The following is a 26,623-nucleotide window of genomic DNA, read 5'->3' on the forward strand; positions in this document are numbered from 1 at the left end:
TCAGATCATGCGACTGCTAATCATACGCGGGCGGTAGTCTCGCCTGCGTGTCAGCGACCCCCGCAGCGAACGAGCCCGACGAGACGCCCGACGTCGACGACACCGTGGAGGACGACGGTGCGCCCGCGCCGCGCTCCCGGTTGCGCCGCGCCGTCGCCGGTCTGGCCGTCCTCGTCGCGCTCGCGCTGGTCGCGACCGTGACGTTCGGGGTCGTCACCGTGCGCAAGCCGCTGCCCGACCACGCGGAGACGCAGCAGCTCGCGGGGCTGAGCGCCGAGGTCACCGTCGAGCGCGACGCGCAGGGCGTGCCGCAGGTCTACGCGTCCACGTCCGAGGACCTCTTCGCCGCGCAGGGCTACCTGCACGCCCAGGACCGGTTCTTCGAGATGGACTACCGCCGGCACGTGACCGCCGGGCGTCTCGCCGAGCTGGTGGGTGACGTCCCCGCCGCGATCGAGGCCGACCAGGTGGTGCGCACCCTCGGCTGGCGCCGGGTCGCCGAGGAGGAGTGGAACCTCGTCTCCCCGGAGACCCGCTCCTACCTGCAGGCGTACGCGCGCGGGGTGAACGCCTACCTGGCGGACCGGGCCCCCGACGACCTCGCGGTCGAGTACACGGTGCTCGGCACGCGCGTCGACGTCGCCGACCCCGCCCCGTGGGACCCGGTGGACTCGCTCGCCTGGCTCAAGGCGATGGCGTGGGACATGCGCGGCAACTACGACGACGAGCTCGGCCGTGCGCTGGCGTACAGCACGCTGGAGGACGTCGAGCTCGTCGAGGAGCTCTACCCCGGCTTCTCGGACGGCGGGAACACGCCGATCCTGCGCAAGCGGGACGTCAACCAGACGGTGCGCGCCGCGGGTTCGGCCGACACCGACGCCACCACGACCGGGACCGCGCTCGGCACCGCGTCGGTGGACGACGCCGTGCAGGCGACCGCCGACGTGCTCGCCGCCGTGCCGGTGCTCGTGGGCCGCGGCGACGGCGCTGGGTCGAACTCGTGGGTGGTCTCCGGCGAGCACACCGAGTCCGGGTCGCCGATCCTCGCGAACGACCCGCACATGGCGCTCGGCGCGCCGGGCGTCTGGTACCAGGTGGGCCTGCACTGCGAGCAGGTCGACGACTCGTGCCCGTTCGACGTGGCTGGCTTCTCGTTCTCCGGCTTCCCCGGCGTCGTCATCGGCCACAACGCCGACCTCGCGTGGGGCCTGACGAACATGGGCGCCGACGTGACCGACTTCTTCGTGGAACGCGTCCGTGGCGACACCTGGCTGCGGGACGCCGAGGCGGAGGAGTGGGCCGACCTCGAGCTGCGCACCGAGACGATCCGCGTCAACGGGGCCGACCCGATCGAGCTGGAGGTGCGGTCGACGGACCACGGTCCGGTGTTGTCGTCCGTGATGGACGTCGGTGCCGTCGTCGACTCCCCGACGGAGGCCGGGACGGACTTCGGCGAGTACGCCGTGTCCCTGGCCTGGACCGCCCTGGAGCCGGGCCGGACGGCGGACGCCGTGTTCGCGATGGCGACCGCCGCCGACGCCCAGGACATCCAGGCGGCGGCCGAGCTGTTCGAGGTCCCCGCGATGAACATCGTGTTCGCCACGACCGACGGCCACATCGGCTACCAGGCGCCCGGCAAGATCCCCGTGCGAGGCGTCGTCTCCGGTCCCGTCGCCTCCGACGGCACGTGGCCGCGGCCCGGCTGGGACCCGCGCTACGACTGGCAGGGCTACGTCGACCCCGAGGACATGCCGCGTGCGCTCGACCCCGAGGACGGCTTCGTGGTCGCGGCGAACCAGGCCGTGCTGCCCGGCGGCACCGGTCCGTACCTCACGCGGGACTGGGACCACGGCTTCCGCTCCGAGCGGGTGCGGACGCTGCTGACCGAGCAGATCGCCGCCGGCCGACCGTTCACGGTCGAGGACATGGAGAACTTCCAGTCCGACGACTGGTCGCCGTTCGCGGCGGTGCTCGTGCCGGTGCTGCTCGACGTCGAGGTCGAGGACGCCTACGACCGGGCCGGTCAGGAGATCCTCGCGGGGTGGGACTACCGCACCGAGACCGACTCGGCCGCCGCCGCGTACTTCAACGCCGTCTGGCGCAACCTGCTGTCGACGACCTTCTGGGACGACCTGCCCGAGGGCGCGCAGCCCACGGGCGGCTCCCGCTGGCTCGTCGTCATCAGCGACATGCTGGAACGTCCCGAGGACCCCTTCTGGGACGACCGCTCCACCCTCAACGTCGTCGAGACCCGGGACGAGGTGCTCACCCGCGCCCTGACGAGCGCGCGCCGCGACCTCACCGTCGAGATGTCCAAGGAGCCCACCGACTGGAACTGGGGCTCCCTGCACCAGCTCGCCCTGCAGCACCCCGTGCTCGGTGGCGACGACGTGCCCGCGCTGGTGCGTGACTACGTCAACCCCGACCCGGTGCCGATGCCGGGCGGCACGTCCGTCGTCAACGCGACCGGGTGGGACGCGTCGTCGGGCAGCTTCGCCGTGACGACCGGACCGGCGATGCGCATGGTCGTCGACCTCGGAGACCTCGACGCGTCCACCTGGGTGACGGTCACGGGGACGTCCGGGCACCCGGCGTCGTCGCACTACGACGACCAGCTGCCCGTCTGGGCGGCGGGGGAGAGCTTCGCGTGGCCCTTCAGCCGCGAGGCCGTCGGGGCGGCGGCCGAGGACACCACCACGCTCACCCCGTGACCGCGACGGGCGCCCGGGTCGAGGACCCGGGCGCCCGTCGGCGTCGTGCCGGCCGGTGGGGGCCGGTCACCGCTGCTCAGACCGCCGGCAGCGGCCACCAGCCCTCCGGCGTCGCCACCGCGTGCACGCCGACGTCGTGGCCCGCGACGGGCAGCGGACGCTCCGTGGCGTCGTAGTACTCCTCGGGGAAGACCATCGCGACGACGGTCGTTCCCGGTCGGGCCTGCTTGAGGGTGCGGTCGTACCAGCCGCCGCCCTGCCCGAGCCGGGCGCCGGTCGTGTCGACGGCGAGGGCGGGGACGATGACGACCTCCGCCTGCGTGACGGCGTCCGGGCCGAGCGTGGGGCCGCCCGGCTCGGGCGGGCGACCCGGCGCACGCTCGCTGAGGTCCTCCGGTCCGGCGTACTCCGCCCAGTCGCGCGCCAGCCCGGCGCCCAGCACCGGGAGCAGCACGCGGGCACCGCGTCCCATCAGCTGGTCGAGCAGGTGCCGGGTGCCCGGCTCTGCGGGTCTCGACGCGTACGTCGCGACGCAACCGGCCTCGGCCACGGCGGGGACGTCGGCCAGGACGTCGGCGAACGCCCGTGCGGCCTGGTCGCGCAGCCGCTGGGAACGCGTCTCGCGCAGGTGCCGGATGGCGCGGCGCAGCTCGTCCTTGGCGTCCTCCGTCTCCATCCCGCTCACGATCGGGTACGGCTGGGTGGCGGTCGGGTGCCTCGGGTCGCCGTGCATGCCCTCATTGTGGCAGGGTCCTGGCGTGGCCCCGGGGAGGGGCGGACGGGGGCGCGGTGAACGACGCGAAGAGGTGGGCGGTGACCAGGCCGTGGCCGGCGACGCTGCGTGAGGACACGCCGTCGGGCGCCGTCGTGCTGCGTCCGCTGCGCCGCCGCGACGGCGGCGCCTGGATGCGTCTGCGCGCGGCGAACGTGTCGTGGCTGGAACGCTGGGAGGCGACGTCGCCGGGCGAGAACCCCGAGTCCGCGACCTTCGGCGAGTACGTGCGGCTGCTGTCCGCGCAGGCGCGCGCGGGCGCGGCGCTGCCGTTCGTCGTCGAGCTCGACGGCGAGCTCGTCGGACAGCTCACCGTCGCGAACGTCCAGCTCGGGTCCCTGCGGTCCGGCAGCATCGGCTACTGGGTGGGGCGGCAGTACGCCGGGCGCGGGATCACCCCCACCGCCGTGGCCATGGCCACCGACTACTGCTTCGCGATCGTCGGCCTGCACCGCGTCGAGATCAACATCCGGCCCGAGAACGCGGCCAGCCTGCGCGTCGTCGAGAAGCTCGGCTTCCGCGACGAGGGCGTACGCGAGCGGTACCTGCACATCCAGGGCGACTGGCGCGACCACCGCACGTTCGCGCTCACCGCCGAGGAGGTGCCCGGCGGGCTGCTGGCCCGCTGGCAGCAGGTGCGCGACGGGCTCTGAGCCCGGATCGGCGTCCAGGTCTTGGACACGCCGCCGCGCGGTACGTCCTGGACACCCGCGGCTCGCCTACCTTCATCGTGTGGAGACGTCACCGGCAGGACTCGCAGCCCTCGCGCTGGTCGTGCTGTGGCTCGGCTTCTGGGTGCCGCAGCAGCTGCGGAACCGGCAGGTGCTCGCCGACGCCGGGCTGGACGACCGGTTCTCCGGCGGCCTGCGGGTGCTCACGATGGCGGACGGGACGGACAGGAGGCGCGGCATGACGACAGGACGTGGTGCGGACGCGCCGGCGAGCGGTGCCGTGCCGCGGGTGACCGCCGGGTCCGGCGTGCCGGGCGTGGCCCAGCAGTCGAGGGAACGGACGGCCCGGCTGGAGGTGCTGGAGCGCCGTGCCGCGCGCGCCCGCCGCCGCCTCACCCTGACCGCCCTGCTCGTGCTGCTCACCGTCGCCGCGTGGACGGTGGTCGCGCTGGGGTACCTGATGTGGCCCGTCGCGCTCGTGCCGTCCGTGCTGCTCGCCGTCGTCCTCCTCCTGGGACGGGTCGCCGTCGTCGCCGCACGCCGCTCCGACGCGCGCTGGCGGGCCGAGCGTCGTGCCCAGCGGCAGCGCGCCACCCAGGAGCGCACCCTCGCCCACGGCGGCCCCTACGCCCCGCGCAACCGCGCGCGGATCACCGGGCTCGCCGTGCACCCCTCGGACACCAGCACGCAGATGATCCCCCGCGTGCAGCCCGCGGCGACCGTCCCGTCGTCGGCGGGCCGGTCGCGCAGCACGCCCGCCGTCGCCCCCGAGGAGCCCGTCGCCCCCGAGACGGAGCCCGACCCGGTCGGCATCCCCCTCGGCACGGTCGCGGTCACCCGGCCGCTCGGCGGCGAGCCGTGGGAGCCCGTGCCCGTGCCGCTGCCCACCTACGTCACCAAGCCGCTCGCACCCCGGCCCGCCGTCCCGCTGCCACCGGAGCTCTCGCGGCCCACCGCACCCGCCCCGGCGGCGCGGGAGCAGCGTCCGGCGCCTGTGGCCCCTGAGCCCGCTCAGGAGTCCCTGGCGGGGGACGAGCCCCGGCCTCGCACCGAGACCCTCGGCCTCCCGCTCGAGCAGATCCTCGCCCGCCGCCGCGCAGCGGGCTGACCTGCGACGCACGTCACGCCGGGCCGCGCCGGGCCGATTTGGTCCCAGGCCCGGCGGGGGTGCTAATCTTGCAACCGCTCCACGGGGCTATGGCGCAGTTGGTAGCGCGTCTCGTTCGCAATGAGAAGGTCGGGGGTTCGAATCCCCCTAGCTCCACCGTGAGAAGGGCCGGGATCATCATGATCCCGGCCCTTCGTCGTTGCTGCGGCTGGTCCCGTCGGCCACCCGCTCTCGGGTGCTGGAGCACTCGGCACCGCTCAGCCGAGCACCGTGAAGGACGCGATCCCCTCGACGCTGGACACCCCGCTCGAGGTGAGACAGCCGGTGAGCGCCGGCGCGATGTAGACGATCAGGGACTGGGCTGTGCTGCCGGCGAACCTGCCGGAGGTGATCTCTCCCGTGGCGCTGACGATCGTCTGGCCGAGCGGTCGGGTGACGATGTAGGTGTTCTCGAAGGTGCTCGTGGTGTCGTCGTCCCAGTGGTAGGTGAGGCTCGAGGTGCCGCCGAGATCCCCCAGCAGGCAACCTGCCTCCACAGTGATGGGGCCGAACCCGGATGACACCGCGGTCACCTCGGCGGAACCGAGGCAGTCGTACTCGAACGAGCTGCTGACCGATGTCGGCCGGGACGTCAGGGTCAGGCCGGGGGAGTAGTGCTGGTCCGCCTCGCCCGTGCAGGTCACCACGGAGGGTTCTTCAGCCTGGGCCGACGTGGGAAGCGCAACTACTGCCAGCAGAACGAGTGCCGCACCCACTGCAGGCAGCGGAGTGCGGACGTGACGCGCGGAACGGTGACTACGTCTCATGGGAACGCTCCTGATGCCGGGTCCAGTGCGAGGCAATCGTGGCCGGGGAGGGACCCCGGCGAGAACGGGCCGGTCGGACCAGGTGGTTCGGTGCCGCACGCCGTGTCGTCCACAGAACTTCGCCATCGTATCGTCGGCGTTCGCGCACTGCGCGGCGTCAGGAACCGTCGCGCGGATCGGTCAGCCTCGTCGGTGCGAAGGTGATCTCGTCGAAGGTGACCTCGCAGCCGTCGCCGGTCGGTGACTGCACCTCGAACCCGACCTGTGGTGTCGAGCCGTGCGAGTCGAGCCCGAAGATGCGCACCATGTCCCAGGTGCGCCCGTCGTGGGAGGCGTGGAACAGGTAGATGCCGTCGACCCGGCTGATGCGCAGCCAGGCGGTCGCGCCGACGACGGTGAAGGCGTTGGCGTCGTCGGAGACCGTGCGGTTGACCACCGACACCACCGTCGGCGAGCCGTTCGGCGCGGCCTCGAAGCACAGCTTCGCCCAGTGCTGCTCGTCGTGCCAGACGAGCAGCACCCCTGCGTCGAACGTCGCCCGGAACCCGACGGTGACGCGCGCGCTGAGCTGGAAGTCGCCCTGTGGCGCCTCGCCCAGCAGGGTGGCCGCGTCGAGCTTGGCGGGCTGGTCGGGGAACGGCGGGACGAAGATGTCGGTGCCCGGCTCCGCGGAGGCCCGGACCCCGTCGGTGCCGACGATCTTCCACGGGACCCGGGACGGGACGAGCGTGAAGGGGAGCGGGGGGACGGCGAGAGCGGACATGGAACTCCTCGGCAGTGAAGGGGTCGGTGCTGGTGGGCCGGCCGCCAGCCAGGATGCCATCGGCTCGTCGCGAGGGACGACTCGGGCGGTCGGGTGGGCGTGCCCTGATGAGCGACTCAGGGCTCGGACGGCCGAGCGGGTTCGACGTGCCGCGAACCGGTGCCCCTGGCATCATTCGGAGTGATGTCAGCGCTTTCCCGTTCTCTGCACCGCGCCCTCCGTGCCGTCGTCGGCAAGCTGGTCGGGGACGACCCGCACCCGCGGTACTCCGACCTCGACGAGGCGGACGGGCTCCACCACCGGCAGGCCGCGCCGTCGGCCGGCACCCAGGAGCGCGACGACGACGCGGACGGGAACGCGAACGCCGCCTGACCCACCCGATGTCGTCGACGTCGCGGGCCCGCACCGACGCGGGCGCGTCGTCCGGCGGCGTGTGTCGGAGCGATCGGCTACATTCTCCCCAGGTCACGAGCGACCAGCGACACGCCCTCCGCGTGCTGGTCCGGCAACCGCGCCCCTCGCGCACGGTGCCCCAGGAGGAAGACCGGCCCGCCACGACCGTGGCGGGAAGAGCGAAGGGAGAACTCTCGATGTCCGACTACACCCTCGACCTCGACGGCTTCGTCGAGCCGGTCCGGCCGTCCGCCGAGACCGCGAGACTGCGACGCCACGGCATCGCCTCGACGACCGGCGACCACCTGTGCACCGCCTGCCTGGTGGGGACGTGGCCCGTCGGCATCGGCCGGCTCTCGCAGACGCTGTGCGACGGCTGCCGTGCGGTCGACACCGAGGTCGCCCGGCGGGCCAGGTTGCCGGGTGGGACGACGGCGGGGCGGTTCCCGCGGGGCACGGCGCGGTGGGGCGGGTTGCACGACGAGTCCGACCCGGACTGGGAGCCGATCCGCGAGGCGCACCGGTACCGGCGGTCGCTGCTGGAGCGGGTCTTCGTGCAGGCGCGTGCGTACGGCCTGGTGCGGCTGGTCGAGCAGGAGGCCGGGCGCCCGCCACGCGAGCTCGTCCTGGTCGGCGACCTGCGTCGGCGCGACGTCCTCGTCGCGGAGCCCGAGGCGCGCGTCGCCCGGTTCGCGCGCTGGCTGGCGGCGCTCGACCCCGCCGGTCACGACGCGCGCTCCGTCGTCCTCGCCGACGTCGTCCCGCTGGCTCGCACGCTGCGTGCTGCGGAGAAGGACGCCCGGCGCCGCCGTGCCCGGAGGGACCTGGAGCGGGTGGCGCGCGAGGCCGTCGCCGCCCCGCGTGCCGTCCTCACCGCGGTCCGGCAGGTCGTGGAGGCCGAGCGGCCGGTCCGGTGACGTGTGGCCCGGCGCCTGCCGACCACGACTGATGACGCGCGGGTGAACGACCGTGAACACTCGCCGAACAGTCGCCGCGGATGCCGATTTCGCCCGACATGTCCGGAACGGCGTCACCATACTGACGCCGTGCATGACGAGATCAGCCAGGTGGCCCGGCACCGGCAGCTCCGCGGCGGCGTGCGGCTCGCCGGGGTCGTGTCCGACCTCGCGCAACCCCTCACCGTCGTCGGGTCCTCCATGCCCGTGGGGCAGCTCGAGGTGATGTTCCGCAACCCCGAGGTGACCTGCGTCGTCGTCGAGGACGAGGAGTCCGACCGGGTCGGCATGGTGATGCGCGCCGGTCTCGCCGCCGCGCTGACCGGACGTCTCGGGTACGGGCGCGCCGTCCTGGAGCGCCGGCCTGTCGCGACGGTCACCCACTGGGAGCCGATGGTCGTGCGTCCCGACGAGGCCGTCTCCGCCGTCGCGACGCGCGCCATGGAGCGCACCGAGGAGCACCGCTACGACGACGTCCTCGTCGCCGGGCCGACGTGGGCGGGCGCGGGGACGGCCGATCTCATGCGGTCCCTCGTGGCGGCGCTCGCGGAGCGGTCCTCGGTGGACCCGCAGACCCGGCTGCCCGCCCGGGCCGCCACGTGGCACTCCCTGGGGCGGCGCTGCGAGCTCGTGCGTGGCGGCGGGACGCGGGTCGTCGTCGTCCTGCTGGACGTCGCGGGCATGTCGCGGCTCAACGCGCGGCACGGCCTGGCCACGGGCGACGCCGTCCTCACCGAGCTCGGCGCGCGGTTGCGGGACGACCTGCCGCGCGGCTGCGAGGCCGGGCGCGTCGACGGGGACCGGTTCGCCGTCCTCGCGATCCTGCCGCCCATGGACGACGTGCACGCGGCGGCGTCCGCGGACCAGCTGCGCCGGTACGTGCTCGCCCGGGTCATGGAGCCGCCCGCCCACCTCGACGCCCTGGTCTGGCCGGACCTGCGCTCGTCCGTGGTGTGGTCCGCGGAGGGTTCCGGTGACCCCGAGCGGCTCGTCCGCGAGGCCGAGGCGCGACTGGCCACCGGTGACGACCTGACCGTCCGGGCCGGGGCCGGGGAGGTCGCGAAGAGGAGCCCGGCAGGGACGCCGCCTCCGCCTCCACCCCCGCCCGCGCCGCCGACCCGGGAGGCCGACCGGTCCTTCAGCGACTCCGTGCGCGTCGAGGGGCCGCCCGCCGGCGCTCCGAGCCTGCCGTCCCGCCGGGCCCGCTGACCAGGGCATCGACCCGACGCTCCCGATGCGCAAGGATGGGTGGTGTGCGTGCACGGAACGTCCGATTCGTCCTTCCCGCCCTGCTGGTCCTCGCTCTCACCCTGAGCGGGTGCGGTCCGCAGGAGGCCCCCAACCCGACCGGTGACCCGGCGGTCGCCACGGTCGTCCGGCAGCCCGACGGCCACACGATGCTGCTGTCCGCTGAGGACCCCGCCGAGCTCGCCCTCACCGCGAGCCAGCAGGTGTTCGAGCGGTCCCCGGTCGCCGTCCTCGCCGCCCCCGGGTCCGACGACGCCGCCGTCCGCGCCATCCAGGCCGCGGCCGCCGAGTCGCTGGGTGCGCCCGCGCTGCTCGTCGGCGAGACGGTGTCCCCGCGCGGCGCTGCGGACGAGCTGCGGCGGCTCGGCGTCCAGGTCGCCGTCGTCGTCACCCCCGACGAGCCCGCCCTCGGCGCGCCGACCGCCTCCCCGTCGCCCGAGGTCGACGGCGGGGCGGACGTCCGGGAGGCTGCGGCCCTCGCCGGCGCGACCGTCGTGCCGCTGGAGGCAGAGGTCCCGCTCGGCGCGGACGCCAAGCCCCCGACCGAGCTGTCCGCCACCGACGCCGCCCGGCTGCGAGCCGACGTCGACGCCGCCCTGGCCGGCCCGGCGCACGCCCCCTCACCGTCGGCGGCGACCCTCGACGAGGTCCTCGCCCTCACCGACCCCCGGCCCGGGCAGGAGGCCGCGATCGCGACCCTCCGGGCGGCCGGCGCGGTGGACGTCCCCGTGCCGGGCGGCCGTATCGCGTCGTCGTCGCGCGTCATCGAGGCCGTCGACAACGCGCAGGCCCTCGCCGTGGTGGGGATCGGGGCGACGTTCGGCACGCCCGCCGAGTTCGCGTGGCGGGTCGCCGCGGCCGAGGCCGGGACGCGCCTGCCCACGGGGACGCAGGACCTCCTGCCCGCCCGCTACGTGACGACGTCCGCGGACTGGTGGGACGAGCCCGCCGACGTGGTCGCGCGCGCGCAGGCGGCGGCCGCCGAGCACCCGGCCGACGAGCCGGTCGTGCCGACGCTCGTCGTGCGCGTGGGCCGGAGCGACGAGTCCGACGTCGACGCCGAGCGGTCGGCGGCGCTCGAGGCGATGATCTCCCGGGCGCGGGCGGACGGCCTGTACGTCCTGCTCGAGGTGCCGCTCGGGGCAGGCTCTCCGGCGGAGGCGGTCCGGGCCTGGGAGGGGCTGCTGACCCTCGGCGGGGTGGGGGTCGCGATCCAGCCGGAGGACCGGCCGTCGGACGGGACCAACCCGCCCGGGCAGGTGGACGCGGCCGAGGTCGAGGCGCTCGTCACCTATATTGAAGGAGTGGTAACGAATAGCGGGCTGCCCCCGGCGCTGGTGGCCGTCCACCAGACCCGGCCCGACTCGGTCGTCGACCGGTCGCGCCTCGCCGACGTGGCCGCCGCGACCGACGCCGTGGAGGTCGTGCTCGTCGCCGACCGCACCGGCGCCGCCGTCACCACCGGCTGGGTCTGGGACCAGGTGACGTACGACGCCCCCGCAGGGGTCCACCTCGGATGGTCCGGACCGACCGTGCCCGGCACGCTCGACCCCGAGCTCGTCCCCACGGACCCGGCGCCGACGCTCGTCGCCGCGTCCTGACCAGGAGAACCATGCTGCCTCTCATCCCGTGGCCCACCGAGGTCCGCCCGACCTCCGCCGAGAACCTGACGCTGCCGTCCGTGCGCCTCGTGCTCCCCGACGACCTGTCCGCGACCCTGACCGGCGTCGTCGCCGAACAGCTCGCCGCCGTGCACGTCGACGTCACCGACGACGGCGTCCCGTTCACCCTCCGCCTCGACCCCGCGGCCGGCCCCGCCGGTGCCGACAGCCCCGAGCGGTACAGCCTCACCGTCACCCCCGACGGCGTCGAGGCGCTCGCGGCCGAACCCGTCGGGCTGCTGCACGCCGCCCGCACCCTGCGCCAGCTCGTCGACCGCACGGGCGGCGCGGCGACCGTGCCCGCCGTCGTCGTGCACGACGCCCCCCGCTACGCCTGGCGCGGCCTCAGCTTCGACGTCGTGCGGCACTGGTTCGGCCCCGAGGACATCCGGGCCGTCGTCGACCTCGTCGGCGCGTTCAAGCTGCGCGTGCTCCACCTGCACCTCACCGACGACCAGGGCTGGCGCCTCGAGATCCCGTCGCGGCCCGAGCTGGAGAAGGCGTCCGACAACCAGGTCGGGGGCGGTACCGCCGGGTTCCTCACCGTCGACGACTACGCCGCCCTGCAGGAGTACGCGGCCGCGCGCTTCGTGACGATCGTCCCCGAGTTCGACATGCCCGGTCACGTCAACGCCGCGACCCACGTCTACGGCGGCCTCACGAAGGACGGCGTCGCCACCGACGCCTACGACGGCATCGAGGTCGGCTTCTCGCGCCTGTTCTTCGACAACCCCGCCACCGAGCCGTTCCTGCGGGACGTCATCGGCGACATCGCGCGCATGACGCACGGCGACTGGGTGCACGTCGGCGGCGACGAGGTCCACACCATGGAGCTCGGCGAGTTCGCGCAGTTCGTCGAGCTCGCCGCCCGCATCGTCCGGGAGCACGGCAAGACCCCGATCTTCTGGCAGGAGGGCGCGCGCGGGCCCGTCGAGCCCGGCACCCTGCTGCAGTACTGGGAGCCGAAGGGCGAGGAGTTCGAGCGCTTCGTCGCGGCGGCCGCCGCCGGCGCCCGCTTCATCATGTCGCCCGGCAACCACGCCTACCTCGACATGAAGTACACCCCCGAGCACCCCCTCGGCCTGCACTGGGCCGGGTACGTCGAGCTGCGCGACTCCTACGAGTGGGAGCCCACCACCGTCATCGACGGGCTGCCGGGCGACGCCGTCGAGGGTGTCTCCGCCGCGATCTGGACCGAGACCCTCACCACCCGCGACGAGCTGTTCTCCATGCTGCTGCCGCGCCTCGGCGCCGTCGCGGAGGTCGCCTGGACGGACCCCGCGGCGAAGGACTTCGACGCCTTCGCCGCCCGCACCGCCGCTGCCGCGCCCGCCTGGCGCTCCCACGGCTGGGCGTTCCACCCGACGCCGCAGGTCGACTGGTAGTCGAGCAGCCCGGCGGTCGGCGTCCTCGGAGGCCGACCGCCGGGCCGCGCCGACGTCGAAGAGCCGGGTGGGAGGGGTGCCCCCGCCCGGTCGTCAGACCGGAAGTGGAGGGCCCCCTGGGGCCCGTGAACGCGACCGGGCGGGGACACCCCTCCCACCCGGCCACGCGGGGTCACACCCAGTTCTGGAAGCGGAACACCTGGCGCCAGTAGTCGTACGGCACCTCCATCGCGGACCAGAACGGGTAGAACGCGACCGACACGAGGGTGATCGCCGCGACCACGGCCGCGACCACCGCCAGCACGCCGCCCTTGCCCTGCCGCCACCGGCTGCGTTCCAGCGCGACCACCATCGGGTAGACGAGCGTCAGGATCACCCACGGCGTGAACACGATCGAGTAGAACGTGAAGATGGTGCGGTCGGCGAACGCGAACCACGGCAGCCAGCCCGCGACCGTCCCCGACAGCACCGCGAGCGCACGCCAGTCCCGCAGCCAGACGCCGAGCACGATCGTCGCGACGATCGCGATGGCGGCGAGGAACCACAGCAGCGGGTTGCCGAGGGCGGTCATGGCGGTCGCGCAGCCGTTCTGGACGTCCGCCCCGCAGGTGCCCTCACCGGCGGCGGTGCGCTCCCAGAAGAACGACGTCGGACGCCACTGCACGATCCAGCCCAGCGGGTGCGCCGCGTAGGCGTGCTCGGACTCGAGACCCCTGTGGAACGAGTACATCTGCGTGTGGTAGTACCACAGGCTCTCCAGCCAGTCGGGCAGCCAGGCCTTCGCGTCCGGGTTGTTCGTCGCCCAGTCGCGGTAGTAGCCGCCCGACGTCGCGATCCAGGACCACCACGACACCACGTAGGTGACCAGCGCGACGGGCACGATCTGCAGGAACGCGGGGATCGCGTCCGTCAGCAGGGAGTCCTCCGCCCAGCGGCCGATCCCTGCCCGCCGGCGCGCCGTGACGTCCCACAGCACCGTCAGCAGACCGAACACGGCCACGAAGTACAGCCCCGACCACTTCACACCGCAGGCCAGGCCGAGGGACACGCCCGCCGCCAGGCGCCACCAGCGGAAGCCCAGCGACGGGCCGTACCGGGCGACGCTGCCGCCCGCCTCCACGATCGCCGACACCCGGTCCGCGAGCCGTCGTCGTGCCTGCTCCCGGTCCAGCACCAGGCAGCCGAAGGCCACCAGCACCCAGAACATGAGGAACTGGTCCAGCAGCGCCGTGCGCGAGTGCACGATCGCCTGACCGTCGATGGCCAGCAGGAACCCGGCCACCACCCCCATGATCGAGCTGGCGAAGAGGCGCCGCGCGATCCGCACCAGCAGGAACACCGCCGCGATGCCCACGACGGCGCTCGCCAGCCGCCACGCGAACGGGTTCGTCGCGCCGCCGCCCAGCTCCATGCCGAGCCAGATCATCCACTTGCCCACCGGCGGGTGCACGACGTACGCCGCCTGGTCCAGGTACGACATCACGTCCCCGGCCTCGAACGCCGGGTTCGGGTCGTCCGGCCAGGCCCGCTCGTACCCCTCGGAGCCGAGCGTGAACGCGTCCTTGACGTAGTACGTCTCGTCGAACACCAGCGTGCCCGGCGTGCCCAGGTTCCACAGCCGCGTCACCGCTGCGATCAGCGTCACCACGACGACGCCCACCCAGCCGACGAGCTTCGACCGTGCCGAGGAGTCCATCGCCACGCGCCGTTCGCCGAGCAGCCGCACCAGCAGGGCGTGTCCCGTCGGGGTCGCACGCTCCTTCGTCACGACCGCCGTCGGCCCGCTCGGGGCAGACCGCTCCGACGACGGCGCGCTCGACGACGACCCGTGCGCCGGACCGGCCGGGGGGCTCGCGGACGACGCCGGGACGGCAGCGCCCGTTGCCGGGCGGTGCGGCGCGACCGACACGACGTCAGGGCTCGCCGGCGCCTCGGCGCTCCGCCGAGACGGCGACGACGCCGACGCGGCCGACCGTGACGGCGAGCTCGCCGACCGGGACGACCGGACCGCCGGCGTCGCCCCCGTGATCGCACGGATCGCACCCGTCACGATCGGGATGCCACGGGTGTCGGTGCGGCCGTGCACCTCGCGCCGCGTCGGGTACTGACGCGTCGGGACGGGCTCGCCGGGAACCTCCGCAGAGCGGTCGCCGGGGGCGGTTGCGTCGTCGTCAGGGGCGCTCACCCGGTCACTCTAGGGGCTCGCCGGGGCCCGTGGGACAGTTGTCCCCATGAGTCGTCCCCCCGAGTCCGGGTCCGTCGTCCTGGCCGCCACCCCCATCGGCAACACCGAGGACGCCTCGCCCCGACTCCTGCGCCTCCTCGCCGACGCCGACGTCGTCGCCGCCGAGGACACGCGCCGCCTGCACGCCCTCGCCGCCCGCCTCGACGTCACCGTCGGCGGGCGCGTCGTGTCCTACCACGAGCACAACGAGCGCGAGCGGGCCGACGACCTCCTCGACGTCGTCGACGGCGGCGGCACCGTCGTCGTCGTCACCGACGCCGGGATGCCGGCCGTGTCCGACCCCGGCTTCCGGCTCGTCGCCCGCGCCGTCGAACGCGGTCTGCCCGTCACCGCGGCCCCCGGTGCGTCCGCCGTCCTCACCGCGCTCGCCCTCTCCGGGCTGCCCACCGACCGGTTCACCTTCGACGGCTTCGTGCCCCGCAAGCCCGGCGAGCGCAGCCGGTGGCTCGGCGCGCTCGCTGCCGAGCCCCGCACGATGGTGTTCTTCGAGGCGCCGCACCGCATCGTCGACACTCTTGCCGCCATGGCGGACGCCTTCGGCCCCGACCGTGGCGCCGCCGTCTGCCGCGAGCTCACCAAGACCTACGAGGAGGTCCTGCGCGGTCCCCTCGGCGACCTCGCCGCGCAGGCGGCCGAGCGCGCCGGCGGCGACCACCCGCTGCGCGGCGAGATCTGCGTCGTCGTGGCCGGCGCCCCGCCCGCCGGGCCCCCCGCCGTCGAGGACCTCGTGCCGGACGTGCTCGAACGCGTCGCCGCGGGCGAGCGCCTGAAGACCGTCGTCGCCGAGGTCGCCGAGGCGTCCGGGGTGCCGAAGCGGGACCTCTACGCCGCCGCCCTCGCCGCCCGCTGACCCGCCGAGTCTGCGCTGGTTCCGCCCCCGGCTTCGTCGTGTGGGCTGACTCGTCAGGGGGTGGACGGCGTCAGCGTGACGCCCACGGCCGCCATCTCGGCGCGGGCCTGCTCGCCCTGCTCCGCGGAGACCGGCGCGGTCAGGTCGGTCAGCACGGTCGTGGCGAACCCGGAGTGCACGGAGTCCAGCGCGGTGTGCTTGACGCAGTGCGACTCCGCCAGCCCGACGACGTCCACCGCCGAGACGTCGGCCTCCCGCAGGACCTGGTCCAGGGACCGCCCGACGGCGTCCTCGCCGTCGAAGCCGGAGTACCCGTGGTCGTACTGGCCCTTGCGGATCGCGACGTCGGCCGCGAGGTCTGCCAGCGCCGGGTGGAGCTGGGCGTTCGGTGAGTCCGCCACCCCGTGCACGGGCCAGGAGCCCACAAAGTCCGGGTCGTCGCTGAAGTGCTCGCCCGGGTCGATGTGCCAGTCCTGGGTGGTGACGACGATCCCGTAGCGGTCGCGGTGCGCGGCGACGTACGCGGCGACGTCGGCCGCGACCTGGTTGCCGCCGTCGACGGGCAGCTCGCCGCCCTCGCAGAAGGTGGGCTGGACGTCGACGACGATGAGGGCGCGGGTGCTCATGCCTCCACTCTGCCACCGGCCGTCCCCGCTGCCCAGATCGACCAAGCGGGCGGGGGACGGCAGGCTGAGACGTCACGGCGGGGGAGGTGGCGGGCCAAGTAGGATTCGGGCCATGACCCACATCCTCTCGGCCGTGGCATGGCCCTATGCCAACGGGCCGCGGCACATCGGCCACGTCGCCGGCTTCGGCGTTCCCTCCGACGTCTTCAGCCGTCACATGCGGATGGCGGGTCACGACGTGCTGATGGTGTCGGGCACGGACGAGCACGGCACGCCGATCCTGGTCCAGGCGGAGCAGGAGGGCGTGACGCCGCAGGAGCTCGCGGACCGGTACAACCGGGTCATCGTGGAGGACCTGACGTCCCTGGGCCTGTCCTACGACCTGTTCACGCGGACGACGACGCGCAACCACTACGCGGTGGTGCAGGAGATGTTCCGCACCGTTCACCGCAACGGCTACATGGTCGAGAAGTCGACGATGGGGGCGATCTCGCCGTCGACGGGCCGCACGCTGCCGGACCGCTTCATCGAGGGCACGTGCCCGATCTGCGGCTACGACGGCGCGCGTGGTGACCAGTGCGACAACTGCGGCAACCAGCTCGACCCGATCGACCTGAAGAACCCGCGCAGCCGCATCAACGGCGAGACGCCGAAGTTCGTCGAGTCGAACCACTTCTTCCTGGACCTGCCGGCGTTCGTGGACGCGCTGTCGCTGTGGCTGGAGGGCCGCAAGGGCTGGCGCCCGAACGTGCTGAACTTCAGCCGTAACCTGCTGGACGACGTCCGCCCGCGCGCGATGACGCGCGACATCGACTGGGGCATCCCGGTGCCGCTGGAGGGCTGGGAGGACAACCCGAGCAAGCGGCTGTACGTGTGGTTCGACGCGGTCATCGGCTACCTGTCGAGCTCGATCGAGTGGGCCCGCCGACGGGACACGCCGGAGGCGTGGCGCGACTGGTGGACGAACCCCGACGCCCGGTCGTACTACTTCATGGGCAAGGACAACATCACGTTCCACTCGCAGATCTGGCCGGCGGAGCTGCTGGCCTACGACGGCGGTGGCACGAAGGGCGGGCAGCCGGGCGCGTACGGGTCGCTGCAGCTCCCGACGGAGGTCGTGTCCAGCGAGTTCCTCAACGTGGAGGGGCAGAAGTTCTCCTCCTCGCGCGGCGTCGTCATCTACGTGCGGGACATGCTGGCGCGCTACCAGCCGGACGCGTTCCGCTACTACGTGGCGGCGGCCGGGCCGGAGAGCCAGGACGTCGACTTCACCTGGGACAGCTTCCTGCGGCGCACCAACGACGAGCTCGTGGCGGGCTGGGGCAACCTGGTGAACCGCACGGCGAGCATGGTGCACAAGAACTTCGGGCAGGTCCCGACGCCGGGCGAGACGGCGGACGTCGACAAGGCGGTGCTCGCGACGACGGGCGACGCGTTCGCGAAGGTCGGCTCGCTCATCGAGGCGAACCGGCAGCGCGCCGCCATCGCGGAGGCGATGCGCGTCGTCGGCGAGGTGAACCGGTACGTGTCCGAGACCGAGCCGTGGAAGCTGAAGACGGACCCGGAGCGCCTGGCGACGGTGCTGCACACGACGACGCAGGCGGTGAGCGACTGCAACACGCTGCTGTCCCCGTTCCTGCCGCACTCGGCGCAGTCGGTGCACGAGGTGCTCGGCGGCACGGGCGAGTTCGCCCCGCAGCCGGTGATCCAGGAGGTCACGGACCTCGACGACGACTCGCGCCACTACCCGGTCATCACGGGTGGGCACGACGGCGGCTACCGGTTCCCGGCGTGGGCGTCGGTGCCGGTGGTGCCGGGCACCCAGATCGGCAAGCCGTCGCCGGTGTTCACCAAGCTCGACGACTCGATCGTCGACGAGGAGCTGGAGCGTCTGCGCGAGAAGGCCTGACGCCTCTCGACGGCCCGCCCGTGCCGGGCGGGCCACGCCCGGTCGTCCCCAGCCGAAGGAGTGTCATGGCGCGTCAGCGTGAGCGTGGGTTCCCGCCCGACCCGGAGCCGCTGCCGGTCGCGGTGGTCGACAACCACACCCACCTCGACGCGATCGCGGGCGTGCTGGACGAACGATCCCTGGGTGGCGCCCCCGTGCCGACGGTCGACGACCACCTGGCGCGGGCGGCGGCCGTGGGTGTGGACCGGGTGGTCCAGGTGGCCTGCGAGCTGCCGTCGATCGACTGGACGGACGCGCTGCTGCGCCGGGACGTCTCGGGGCGGATCCTCGGCGCGGTGGCGATCCACCCGAACGAGGCGGTGCTGCACGCGGGCGTGCGCGAGGTGGGGCCGGACGGCCTGGAGCCGGATCCGCTGGCGCACCACGCGGTGGCCCTGGACGACGCGGTGGCCCGGGTGGCGCAGGTCGCCCGCGACAACCCGCGGGTGCGGGCCGTCGGTGAGACCGGGATGGACCTCTTCCGCACCGGACCGCTGGGCGAGGTGGCGCAGCGCGAGTCGTTCCGTGCGCACGTGGCGCTCGCCAAGGAGCTGGGCCTCGCCCTGCAGATCCACGACCGGGACGCCCACCAGCAGGTGATCGACGTCCTGCTCGCCGACGGCGCCCCGGAGCGGACGGTCTTCCACTGCTACTCCGGCGACGAGGAGATGGCCGCGCTCGCCGCCGAGCACGGCTGGTACCTGTCGTTCGCCGGGCCGATCACCTACCCCCGCAACGACCACCTGCGCGCCGCGCTGCGGACGGTGCCCCTCGACCTCGTGCTGGTCGAGACCGACGCGCCCTACCTGCCGCCGCACCCGTACCGCGGGCGGCCCAGCGCGCCGTACGTCGTCGCGCACACGGTGCGGGCCGTCGCAGAGGTGCTGGAACGTCCCCTGGCGGAGGTCTGCACGGCCGTGTCGGCGACGTCCGAGCAGGTCTACGGCCCGTGGTGAGGTGCGGGCGGGCTTCCCACGGGTGCCCGGGTTCGGCTACGGTCTGGTGCCCGTGACGAGGTCCAAGGCACGACGGCGGCGGCCGGCACGGCCACGCGACGCCCTGGCGTTCGTCGGCAGCCGCGGCCCGCTCCCGCAGATCGCCCGTGGGGCGGTGCAGGGCACCGTCCTGGTGGGGGTCGCGGTCGGCGCGTTCGGCGTCGTCGACGCCCACGCGAGCGTCGACCTCGACGTCGACGGGAAGATCCGCGAGGTCGACGGCTACGGTCGCACCGTCGCGGACGTCCTCGCGTTCCACGGCATCCACCCCGGCCCCGACGACCTCGTGCAGCCCGCCCTCGACGAGCGCGCACCCCGCGACGGCGAGGTCGTGGTGCGGACCAGCCGGGACGTCACGCTCGAGATCGACGGCGAGGTCGTGACGCTGGCGACGACGGCGCACACCGTCGGCGAGCTGCTGGCCGCGCTGGGACCCCGCACGGAGGGCGCCGTGACGAGCGCGTCGCGCAGCGAGCCCCTCGGTCGTGCGCCCCTGCGGGTGTCCACCGTCAAGAAGGTGCACGTGTCCGTCGACGGGTCGGTGATCCTGCTGCGCACCACCGGGTCGACGGTCCGGGACGTGCTCGCCGAGGCGGGCATCACCCTCGGCGAGCAGGACCACACCTCCGCGCCGCTGGGCGCGGCCGCCGTCGACGACATGGTGCTCGTCGTCGGCCGCGGGGCCACCGCGCCGGACATCGTCACCGAGGTGGTGCCGTTCGAGACGGAGCGCGTCGAGTCGGACGACCTGCCCGAGGGGTACGAGTCCGTCCAGACCCCCGGGGTGCCGGGGGAGCGGGTCACGACCTACCAGGTGCGGACCCTGGACGGCGCCGAGGTGGAGCGGACGGTCGTGGACCGGTCGGTCACGGTCGAGCCGGTCACCGAGGTGGTGCTGGTCGGCACGCTCGACGTGTCCCAGGTGCAGGTCGACCCGGGCTCGGCGAAGGCGGTGGCGAGGGCGATGGCGGCGGAGCGTGGCTGGGGCGACAGCGAGTTCGTGTGCCTCGAGAGGCTGTGGACCAAGGAGTCCAACTGGCGCTGGAACGCGGAGAACACCTCCAGCGGCGCGTACGGCATCCCGCAGGCGCTGCCGGGGTCGAAGATGGCGAGCGCGGGCTCCGACTGGCGCACGAACCCGGCCACGCAGATCTCCTGGGGGCTGGACTACATCGCGGGCCGGTACGGCACGCCGTGCGCGGCGTGGAACCACTCGATGTCGGTGGGCTGGTACTGACGCAGCGCCGCCTCGGGCCGTCGCCACGCCCGGGCGGTCGCGCGCGCACCGGCGTGGTGTCGCGCGAATCTTTCCGGCATACCGCCACCTAAGCGGACGTAATTACCACTTCGACAGTTGGATGTCGATCACGATCAGGTTACGGTCTCCGGAGCCGCCGGATCGGCCTCGGGCCCGACAGCCAGTCGGGAGCCGGCGTCGTGCCCGGGCACGACCACGACTGGACCCCTGTGAACGACTCGACCGACGCGCCCGTCGACCCCCAGCAGCCCGGCCCCGAGGCCACGACCACGGTAGGCACCGGCACCACGGAGACGTCGACGCCACGCCGCCGCCGGTGGCCCCTCGTCACCCTCGTCGTCGCGCTCGGCCTCGCTCTCACCGCCGGTGTCAGCGGTGCCGTCGCCGAACAGCTCCGCAAGGACGTCACCCTCGACGTCGACGGAGCCCTCGTGCAGGTCTCCACCTACGCGGACACCGTCTCCGACGCTCTCGCCGAGGAGGGCGTCCGCGTCGGCGAGCACGACGAGGTCACGCCCGCCGCCGGGTCCGCCCTGCGGGACGGCGCCGTCGTGCAGGTCCGCTACGGCCACCAGCTCACCGTCGAGACCGACGGCGAGGCCCAGGACGTCGTCGTCGCCGCGCTCGACGCCGCCGAGGTCCTCGACGAGCTCGCCGCCCGTGACGAGCAGGTCCGGCTCCTGCCGTCGCGCTCCGACGAGCGCGCCAGCCTCCCGATCCGCCTCGACGCCGACGAGCCCGTCGCGCTCGTCGTCGGCGGCAAGGAGACGGTCGTCGCGAACGGTGCCGTGTCCCTCGACGAGCTGCTCGCCGCCGAGGGCATCACCCTCGACGCCGACGATGTCGTGCACGTCGACCGGGTCACCCCGGACGCCCCCACCGACCCGACCGTCCGCGTCGTCGTGCAGCGCGTCGAGGTCAAGAAGGTCAGCACGACCAAGAAGATCGCCTTCGACACCGTGACGAAGCAGGACGCCGACCGGTACGAGGACGAGGGCAGCTACGTCGCCACCGAGGGTCGCGCCGGCAAGCGCACCGTCGTCCACGAGGTCACCACCGTCGACGGCGAGGTCACCGCACGCGAGAAGGTGTCCTCCGAGGTCACCCGCCAGGCGCGCGACAAGGTGATCGTCGAGGGCACCAAGGAGCGCCCCGAGCCCGAGCCGGAGCCCGTCGAGGAGTCCACCTCCGGCAGCAGCGGCTCCTCCTCCTCGTCGTCGTCCTCGTCCTCCGGCTCGTCCTCGTCGGGCGGCAGCGCGCCGTCCGGTGTCTGGGCGGCCCTCGCGCAGTGCGAGTCCGGCGGCAACCCGTCGACCAACACCGGCAACGGCTACTACGGCCTCTACCAGTTCTCCCTGCCCACCTGGCAGGCGATGGGCGGCTCGGGCCTGCCGTCGGAGGCCTCCGCCTCCGAGCAGACGATGCGTGCCCAGAAGCTCCAGGCGCAGTCCGGCTGGGGCCAGTGGCCCGCCTGCGCCGCGAAGCTCGGCCTGCTGTAGTTCCACTCACGGCGGGGTGGGTTCCCCCGGACCGGTCGCGCTCACGGGCGCTGCGCGCCCTGCGCTTCCCGTCTGACGACCGGTCCGGGGGAACCCACCCCGCCTTTCGCGTCCGGTCCTGCCCGTGGGCCGGCGCCGTGGCGCCGAGTCGGCGCCGCAGGGTCGCGTCGCCAGCGGTTCACTGAGCCACGAGGTTCTGAGGGCGAGGGAACCGGGGTGTGCGGGGCCTGTGAAGGTGCCGTGCGATGCGCCCAGGTGTGACGTCCGCCCTCTTGCCTCAGGTCACGAACCGGTTACGGTCGGTTGTCTTTCGCGCGCACCGGGCACCCCTGGTGCAGTGCCGCCGGCCCGCCACGAGGCCGCCCGCAGCAACGAAACCCCTGGGAGATCCCCATGACCTCCATGCCCGAGAACGCCCCCGACCCCGTCGAGGCCACCGAGCCGCAGCCCACGACCGCGCAGACCCGCGCGGTCGCCCGCAAGCGCCGTGGACGTCGCCGCGCCCTCGTCGCCGGCACCAGCATCGGCGCGCTCGCGCTCGGCGTCGGCTCCGCCGTCGGTGTCGCGAACGCCTCCAAGACCGTCGAGCTCGACGTCGACGGCGAGACGCGCACCGTCACCACGTTCGCCGGTGACGTCCAGGGCCTCCTCGCGGAGGAGGGCGTCGAGGTCGGCGAGCGCGACGTCGTCGCCCCCGGCGTCACCGCACCCCTCGACGGCGAGTCCGACGTCGTCGTGCGCACGGGCAAGAAGCTGACCGTCGCCGTCGACGGCGACGAGCACGACGTGTGGCTCACCGCCGTCGACGCCTCCGAGGCGCTCAACCTGCTCCACCAGCGCGGCAGCGACGTCCAGCTCGTCGCGTCCCGCTCCCAGGACCGTGCCGAGCTGCCGATCGAGCTCCACGACGGCGAGCAGGTCGCCGTCGTGCACGACGGCGAGGTGGACGTCACCCACGGCTCCGACGACCTCGGCGCCGTCCTCGACACCACCGACGTGACCGTCGACGACGACGACCTCGTGTCCGTCGCGACCGCCCACGACGCCGGCGTCACCCCCGACGACCTCGCCGACCTCCCCGACGGCGCCGACGTGCCGCAGGTCGCCGTCGTCGTCGAGCGCGTCGAGGTCGAGAAGGTGAAGAAGACCCGCGCGATCGGCCACGACACCGTGACCAAGGAGAGCGCGAAGCGCTACGAGGACCTCGACCCGAAGGTGCGGACCGAGGGCAAGGACGGCGTGCGCACCGTCGTGCGCGAGGTGACCACCGTCGACGGCAAGGTCGTCTCCAGCGAGAAGGTCTCCTCGAAGGTGACGCGCGAGCCCGTCACCGAGGTGCTCGTCGAAGGCACCAAGGAGCGACCCGAGCCCGAGCCGGAGCCCGCCGCGACGACGTCCGGCGCCACCTACTCCGGGTCCAACCGGCAGATCGGTCAGCAGATGGCCGCCGCCCGCGGCTGGACAGGCAGCGAGTGGACCTGCCTGGAGTCGCTGTGGACCCGGGAGTCCGGCTGGTCGCACACCGCCGCCAACCCGTCGTCCGGCGCCTACGGCATCCCGCAGTCCCTGCCCGGCTCGAAGATGGCCACGGCCGGCTCCGACTGGCAGTCCAACCCCGCCACCCAGATCGAGTGGGGCCTCGACTACATCGCCGGCCGCTACGGCAGCCCGTGCGGCGCGTGGGCCCACTCCGAGTCGGTCGGTTGGTACTGATCGCGCACCTCGGGCGATACTGCCACCCATGACCACCACCCCTGGCGCCCTGCTCGGTCCCGCGGAGATCCGCGAGCTGGCGGGGCGCCTCGGCGTCCGGCCCACCAAGACGCTCGGGCAGAACTTCGTGCACGACGGCGGCACGGTCCGCAAGATCGTGCGCGCCGCCGGCGTGCAGCCCGGCGACCGCGTCGTCGAGGTCGGGCCCGGGCTCGGCTCCCTCACGCTCGGCCTGCTGGAGGCCGGTGCGTCCGTCGTCGCCGTCGAGATCGACCCCGTCCTCGCGGGACAGATCGACGCCACCGTGCGCAAGCACGCGCCCGACGCCGACTTCGAGGTCGTGACGGCCGACGCCCTCGACGTCACCGAGCTGCCCGGCCCCGCCCCCACGGCGCTGGTGGCGAACCTGCCGTACAACGTCGCCGTGCCCGTCCTGCTGACGTTCCTGCAGCGGTTCGACTCCCTGCGGTCGGTCCTCGTCATGGTGCAGGCCGAGGTCGCCGACCGCCTCGCCGCCGCCCCCGGGAACAAGGTGTACGGCGTGCCCTCGGCCAAGGCCGCCTGGTACGGGCAGGCCCGCCGCTCCCTCAACGTCTCCCGCCACGTCTTCTGGCCCGAGCCCAACGTCGACTCCGCGCTGGTCGCGATCGAACGGCACGACCCGCCCGTCACCACGGCGACGCGCGAGCAGGTCTTCGCCGTCGTCGACGCCGCGTTCGCCCAGCGTCGCAAGACGCTCCGTGCCGCCCTGGCGGGCCTCTTCGGGTCCCCGGCAGCCGCGGAGGAGGCGCTGCGCGCCGCCGACGTCGACCCCGGCCTGCGGGGCGAACGGCTCACCATCCACGACTTCGCGCGGATCGCCGAGCGCCGGGGGGCAACCCCTGGCACGGTGGACGCGTGACGCACCTCGCCCCTGCCCCGTCGCCGTCCGTGCGCGTCCGCGCACCGGGAAAGCTCAACCTCTCCCTGCGCGTCGGACCCGTGGACGACGACGGCTACCACCCCCTCGTCACGGTCTTCCAGGCCGTGACCCTGTGCGAGGAGGTCACCGCCACCGAGGTCCCCGAGGGCGCCGGGATCTCCGTGACCGTCACCGGCCCGCAGGCCGACCAGGTGCCGCTCGACGACACCAACCTCGCCTGGCGGGCCGCCGAGGCGCTCGCCCGGCACGTCGGCACCGACGCCGACGTCGGCCTGCACCTCGCCAAGGGCGTGCCCGTCGCCGGGGGCATGGCGGGCGGGTCCGCCGACGCCGCCGCGACGCTCGTCGCCTGCGACGCCCTGTGGGGGACCGCGCTGCCGCGCGACGATCTCGCCGACCTCGCCGCCGGCCTCGGCGCCGACGTGCCGTTCGCGCTCCTCGGGCACACCGCCATCGGCACGGGACGCGGGCACCTGCTGACCCCCGCCATGAGCCGCGGCGAGTTCCACTGGGCGCTCGCCGTCCGGGACGAAGGCCTCCCCACGCCCGCCGTCTACCGCCGGTTCGACGAGCTGACCCACGGCCAGGACCGGGCCGTCGAACCCGCCGACGACACCGCGCTCATGCAGGCCCTGCGCGCCGGCGACCCCACCGCGCTGGGCCTGGCGCTGCACAACGACCTGCAGGACGCCGCCCTCGACCTGCGCCCCGACCTCGCCCGCACCGTGGAGATCGCCCGCCACGGTGGCGCGCTCGGCGTCGTCGTGTCCGGGTCGGGACCCAGCGTCGCCGCCCTGGCCCGCTCCCGGCAGCACGCGCTGGCCATCGCCGCGACGTGGACCGCCGAGAGCGCCGCCGACTCCGTGTGGTGCACCACCGGCCCCGCCGCCGGGGCTCGCGCGCTCTGACGCGTTTCGGGTTCCGGTCGGCGGGTGTCGTGCGTCGGGTTCCGGTCGGCGGAGGGTGCCGCGCGTCGTCGCGTTCACGGGCCCCAGGGGGCCCTCCACTCCGGGCCTGACGACGACGCGCGGCACCCTCCGCCGACCTTTGCCCGTGCGGTCGGGCGCGAGTCAGCGCGAACCGCGCCGAGTCAGCGCTCAGCCCAGGTGCTTGCGGAGGAACTCGACCGTCGGGGCGAAGCGGTAGTGCTGACCGCCCTCGTGACCGTTGTACGGGTAGACGTCGATGCGCTTGTCGTCGCCCGACCACGCGTTGAACGCGGCGTACACCGTCGACGGCGGGCAGACGGCGTCCATCAGGGCGACGGAGAACAGCCCGGCGGCCCGGGCGCGCCGCGCGAAGGACACCCCGTCGAGGTAGGACAGCGTGCGCCAGACGGCGTCCTCCTGCTCCCGGTGCACGGACAGGTACTGCGTGATCTCGCCGTACGGGAACGCGTCGGTGATCTGCACCGCGCGGCGGAAGTGGCACAGGAACGGCACGTTGGGGGCCGCGGCGACGACGTCGGGCAGCAGCCCGGCGACGGCGATCGCGATGCCCCCGCCCTGGCTCGTGCCGGCCACGGCGACGCGTGCCGGGTCGACGCCGTCGACCTGCCGGACGGCGTCCACGGCGCGCACGCCGTCGGTGTACACGCGCCGGTAGTAGTGGTCGGCAGGGTCGAGGATGCCGCGCGTCATGTAGCCCGGCGACGCCGGTGCGTGCCCGACCGGATCGGCGGTGTGCCCGCCGGAGCCCCAGCCGGAGCCCTGGCCGCGGGTGTCCATGACGAGGTGCGCGAACCCGGCGGCGGCGAGCCCGAGGTGCTCGTGCGGCAGGCCGCGCCCGCCCCCGTACCCGATGGACTCGACGACGGCCGGCAGCGGGCCGTCCACGCGGGCCGGGCGGACCAGCCACGCCTTGACCGGGTGGCCGCCGAACCCGGGGAACGTGAAGTCGTCGACGGTGACCTCCGTGAGGCCCGCGTCCACGCGCTCCAGCACGGGAGCCCCGCCGAAGCCGCGCGCCTCGGCGATCGTGCCCGCCCAGAACTCGTCGAAGTCGGCCGGCTCGTCGACCTGCGGCGTGTACTGCTCGAGCTCGGCGACGGGAAGGTCGAACTGGGCCATGCGGACTCTCCTTCGGGCGGACTG

At 73.9% G+C, this 26,623-nt stretch carries 22 protein-coding genes, 1 tRNA gene and 1 riboswitch; of the genes, 17 read left to right on the forward strand and 6 right to left on the reverse strand.

All coding sequences use genetic code 11. The features are described from left to right. Positions 1 to 47: 47 nt before the first annotated feature. Complete coding sequence (locus I598_RS15630; RefSeq protein WP_335583267.1) at positions 48 to 2,711, forward strand: penicillin acylase family protein; 2,664 nt, start codon at positions 48 to 50, stop codon at positions 2,709 to 2,711. A 76-nt stretch (positions 2,712 to 2,787) separates the two neighbouring features. Here I598_RS15630 and I598_RS15635 read toward each other — a convergent pair whose 3' ends face one another. After that, the gene (locus I598_RS15635) at positions 2,788 to 3,444 is read right to left on the reverse strand and encodes a 5-formyltetrahydrofolate cyclo-ligase (protein WP_083973396.1); all 657 of its coding nucleotides are present in this window, start codon (positions 3,442 to 3,444) and stop codon (positions 2,788 to 2,790) included. 80 nt (positions 3,445 to 3,524) lie between these two features. On the opposite strand from I598_RS15635, the gene I598_RS15640 reads away from it, so the two are divergent. From I598_RS15640 to I598_RS15650, 3 genes are all read left to right on the forward strand, one after another. Next, the gene (locus I598_RS15640) at positions 3,525 to 4,136 is read left to right on the forward strand and encodes a GNAT family N-acetyltransferase (protein WP_068203981.1); all 612 of its coding nucleotides are present in this window, start codon (positions 3,525 to 3,527) and stop codon (positions 4,134 to 4,136) included. 79 nt (positions 4,137 to 4,215) lie between these two features. Then, a complete protein-coding gene (locus I598_RS15645; protein WP_068203983.1) occupies positions 4,216 to 5,262 on the forward strand; it encodes a hypothetical protein in 1,047 nt (348 codons plus the stop codon). Between the two features lie 83 nt (positions 5,263 to 5,345). After that, positions 5,346 to 5,418 (forward strand) — tRNA-Ala (locus I598_RS15650). 101 nt (positions 5,419 to 5,519) lie between these two features. Here I598_RS15650 and I598_RS15655 read toward each other — a convergent pair. Next, positions 5,520 to 5,948 carry a hypothetical protein gene (locus I598_RS15655; protein WP_068203985.1) on the reverse strand — a complete coding sequence of 143 codons (429 nt, stop codon included), beginning with the start codon at positions 5,946 to 5,948 and terminating at the stop codon, positions 5,520 to 5,522. 277 nt (positions 5,949 to 6,225) lie between these two features. Continuing rightward, entirely contained in the window at positions 6,226 to 6,831 is a 606-nt protein-coding gene (locus I598_RS15660; protein ID WP_068203991.1) for a DUF1349 domain-containing protein, read from the reverse strand. Between the two features lie 183 nt (positions 6,832 to 7,014). On the opposite strand from I598_RS15660, the gene I598_RS15665 reads away from it, so the two are divergent. The 5 genes from I598_RS15665 (at position 7,015) to I598_RS15685 (ending at position 12,474) form a co-directional block, all read left to right on the forward strand. Beyond that, positions 7,015 to 7,203: a hypothetical protein gene (locus tag I598_RS15665; protein WP_068203993.1), complete on the forward strand. Its 189-nt coding sequence runs from the start codon at positions 7,015 to 7,017 to the stop codon at positions 7,201 to 7,203. A 91-nt stretch (positions 7,204 to 7,294) separates the two neighbouring features. Continuing rightward, positions 7,295 to 7,410, forward strand: a riboswitch (SAM riboswitch). 11 nt (positions 7,411 to 7,421) lie between these two features. Beyond that, entirely contained in the window at positions 7,422 to 8,141 is a 720-nt protein-coding gene (locus I598_RS15670) for a hypothetical protein (protein ID WP_068203994.1), read from the forward strand. Positions 8,142 to 8,270: 129 nt separating this feature from the next. Continuing rightward, positions 8,271 to 9,389, forward strand: a complete 1,119-nt coding sequence (locus I598_RS15675; RefSeq protein ID WP_157557268.1) for a diguanylate cyclase domain-containing protein — start codon at positions 8,271 to 8,273, stop codon at positions 9,387 to 9,389. Between the two features lie 44 nt (positions 9,390 to 9,433). After that, a complete protein-coding gene (locus I598_RS15680; RefSeq protein WP_068203998.1) occupies positions 9,434 to 11,029 on the forward strand; it encodes a hypothetical protein in 1,596 nt (531 codons plus the stop codon). Between the two features lie 11 nt (positions 11,030 to 11,040). Next, positions 11,041 to 12,474, forward strand: coding sequence for a family 20 glycosylhydrolase (locus I598_RS15685; RefSeq protein ID WP_068204000.1), 1,434 nt, complete (start codon positions 11,041 to 11,043; stop codon positions 12,472 to 12,474). Positions 12,475 to 12,646: 172 nt separating this feature from the next. On the opposite strand, the gene I598_RS15690 is transcribed toward I598_RS15685, so the two are convergent. Beyond that, entirely contained in the window at positions 12,647 to 14,659 is a 2,013-nt protein-coding gene (locus I598_RS15690; RefSeq protein WP_232314191.1) for a dolichyl-phosphate-mannose--protein mannosyltransferase, read from the reverse strand. A 46-nt stretch (positions 14,660 to 14,705) separates the two neighbouring features. Between I598_RS15690 and rsmI the strand changes: the two genes are divergently transcribed. Continuing rightward, positions 14,706 to 15,569 carry a 16S rRNA (cytidine(1402)-2'-O)-methyltransferase gene (rsmI, locus tag I598_RS15695; protein ID WP_068204002.1) on the forward strand — a complete coding sequence of 288 codons (864 nt, stop codon included), beginning with the start codon at positions 14,706 to 14,708 and terminating at the stop codon, positions 15,567 to 15,569. A gap of 53 nt (positions 15,570 to 15,622) precedes the next feature. Here rsmI and I598_RS15700 read toward each other — a convergent pair whose 3' ends face one another. Continuing rightward, entirely contained in the window at positions 15,623 to 16,195 is a 573-nt protein-coding gene (locus tag I598_RS15700) for an isochorismatase family protein (protein ID WP_068204004.1), read from the reverse strand. Positions 16,196 to 16,307: 112 nt separating this feature from the next. Here I598_RS15700 and metG point away from each other — a divergent pair, with 112 nt between their 5' ends. The 7 genes from metG to I598_RS15735 all read left to right on the forward strand — a co-directional run bounded on the left by metG (position 16,308) and on the right by I598_RS15735 (position 25,438). Next, complete coding sequence (gene metG / locus I598_RS15705; protein ID WP_068204006.1) at positions 16,308 to 18,104, forward strand: methionine--tRNA ligase; 1,797 nt, start codon at positions 16,308 to 16,310, stop codon at positions 18,102 to 18,104. Positions 18,105 to 18,169: 65 nt separating this feature from the next. Next, the gene (locus I598_RS15710) at positions 18,170 to 19,099 is read left to right on the forward strand and encodes a TatD family hydrolase (protein WP_068204008.1); all 930 of its coding nucleotides are present in this window, start codon (positions 18,170 to 18,172) and stop codon (positions 19,097 to 19,099) included. A gap of 52 nt (positions 19,100 to 19,151) precedes the next feature. Further along, complete coding sequence (locus I598_RS15715; protein ID WP_232314192.1) at positions 19,152 to 20,375, forward strand: aggregation-promoting factor C-terminal-like domain-containing protein; 1,224 nt, start codon at positions 19,152 to 19,154, stop codon at positions 20,373 to 20,375. Positions 20,376 to 20,605: 230 nt separating this feature from the next. Further along, positions 20,606 to 21,895 (forward strand): resuscitation-promoting factor, encoded by a 1,290-nt coding sequence (locus I598_RS18340; protein WP_083973397.1) that lies wholly within the window; start codon positions 20,606 to 20,608, stop codon positions 21,893 to 21,895. 393 nt (positions 21,896 to 22,288) lie between these two features. Next, positions 22,289 to 23,608, forward strand: a complete 1,320-nt coding sequence (locus I598_RS15725; protein ID WP_232314193.1) for an aggregation-promoting factor C-terminal-like domain-containing protein — start codon at positions 22,289 to 22,291, stop codon at positions 23,606 to 23,608. Positions 23,609 to 23,636: 28 nt separating this feature from the next. Then, positions 23,637 to 24,509, forward strand: a complete 873-nt coding sequence (gene rsmA, locus I598_RS15730) for a 16S rRNA (adenine(1518)-N(6)/adenine(1519)-N(6))-dimethyltransferase RsmA (RefSeq protein WP_068204011.1) — start codon at positions 23,637 to 23,639, stop codon at positions 24,507 to 24,509. Next, a complete protein-coding gene (locus tag I598_RS15735; RefSeq protein ID WP_068204013.1) occupies positions 24,506 to 25,438 on the forward strand; it encodes a 4-(cytidine 5'-diphospho)-2-C-methyl-D-erythritol kinase in 933 nt (310 codons plus the stop codon). Before rsmA ends, I598_RS15735 begins: the two co-directional genes overlap by 4 nt. Before the next feature lie 189 nt (positions 25,439 to 25,627). Here I598_RS15735 and I598_RS15740 read toward each other — a convergent pair whose 3' ends face one another. Continuing rightward, on the reverse strand, positions 25,628 to 26,599 hold the full coding sequence (locus I598_RS15740) for an acetylxylan esterase (protein WP_068204014.1): 972 nt from the start codon (positions 26,597 to 26,599) through the stop codon (positions 25,628 to 25,630). Positions 26,600 to 26,623: the final 24 nt, after the last annotated feature.

Origin of the sequence: Isoptericola dokdonensis DS-3 (assembly GCF_001636295.1) — a bacterium.
In the GTDB taxonomy this organism is placed as follows: domain Bacteria; phylum Actinomycetota; class Actinomycetes; order Actinomycetales; family Cellulomonadaceae; genus Isoptericola; species Isoptericola dokdonensis.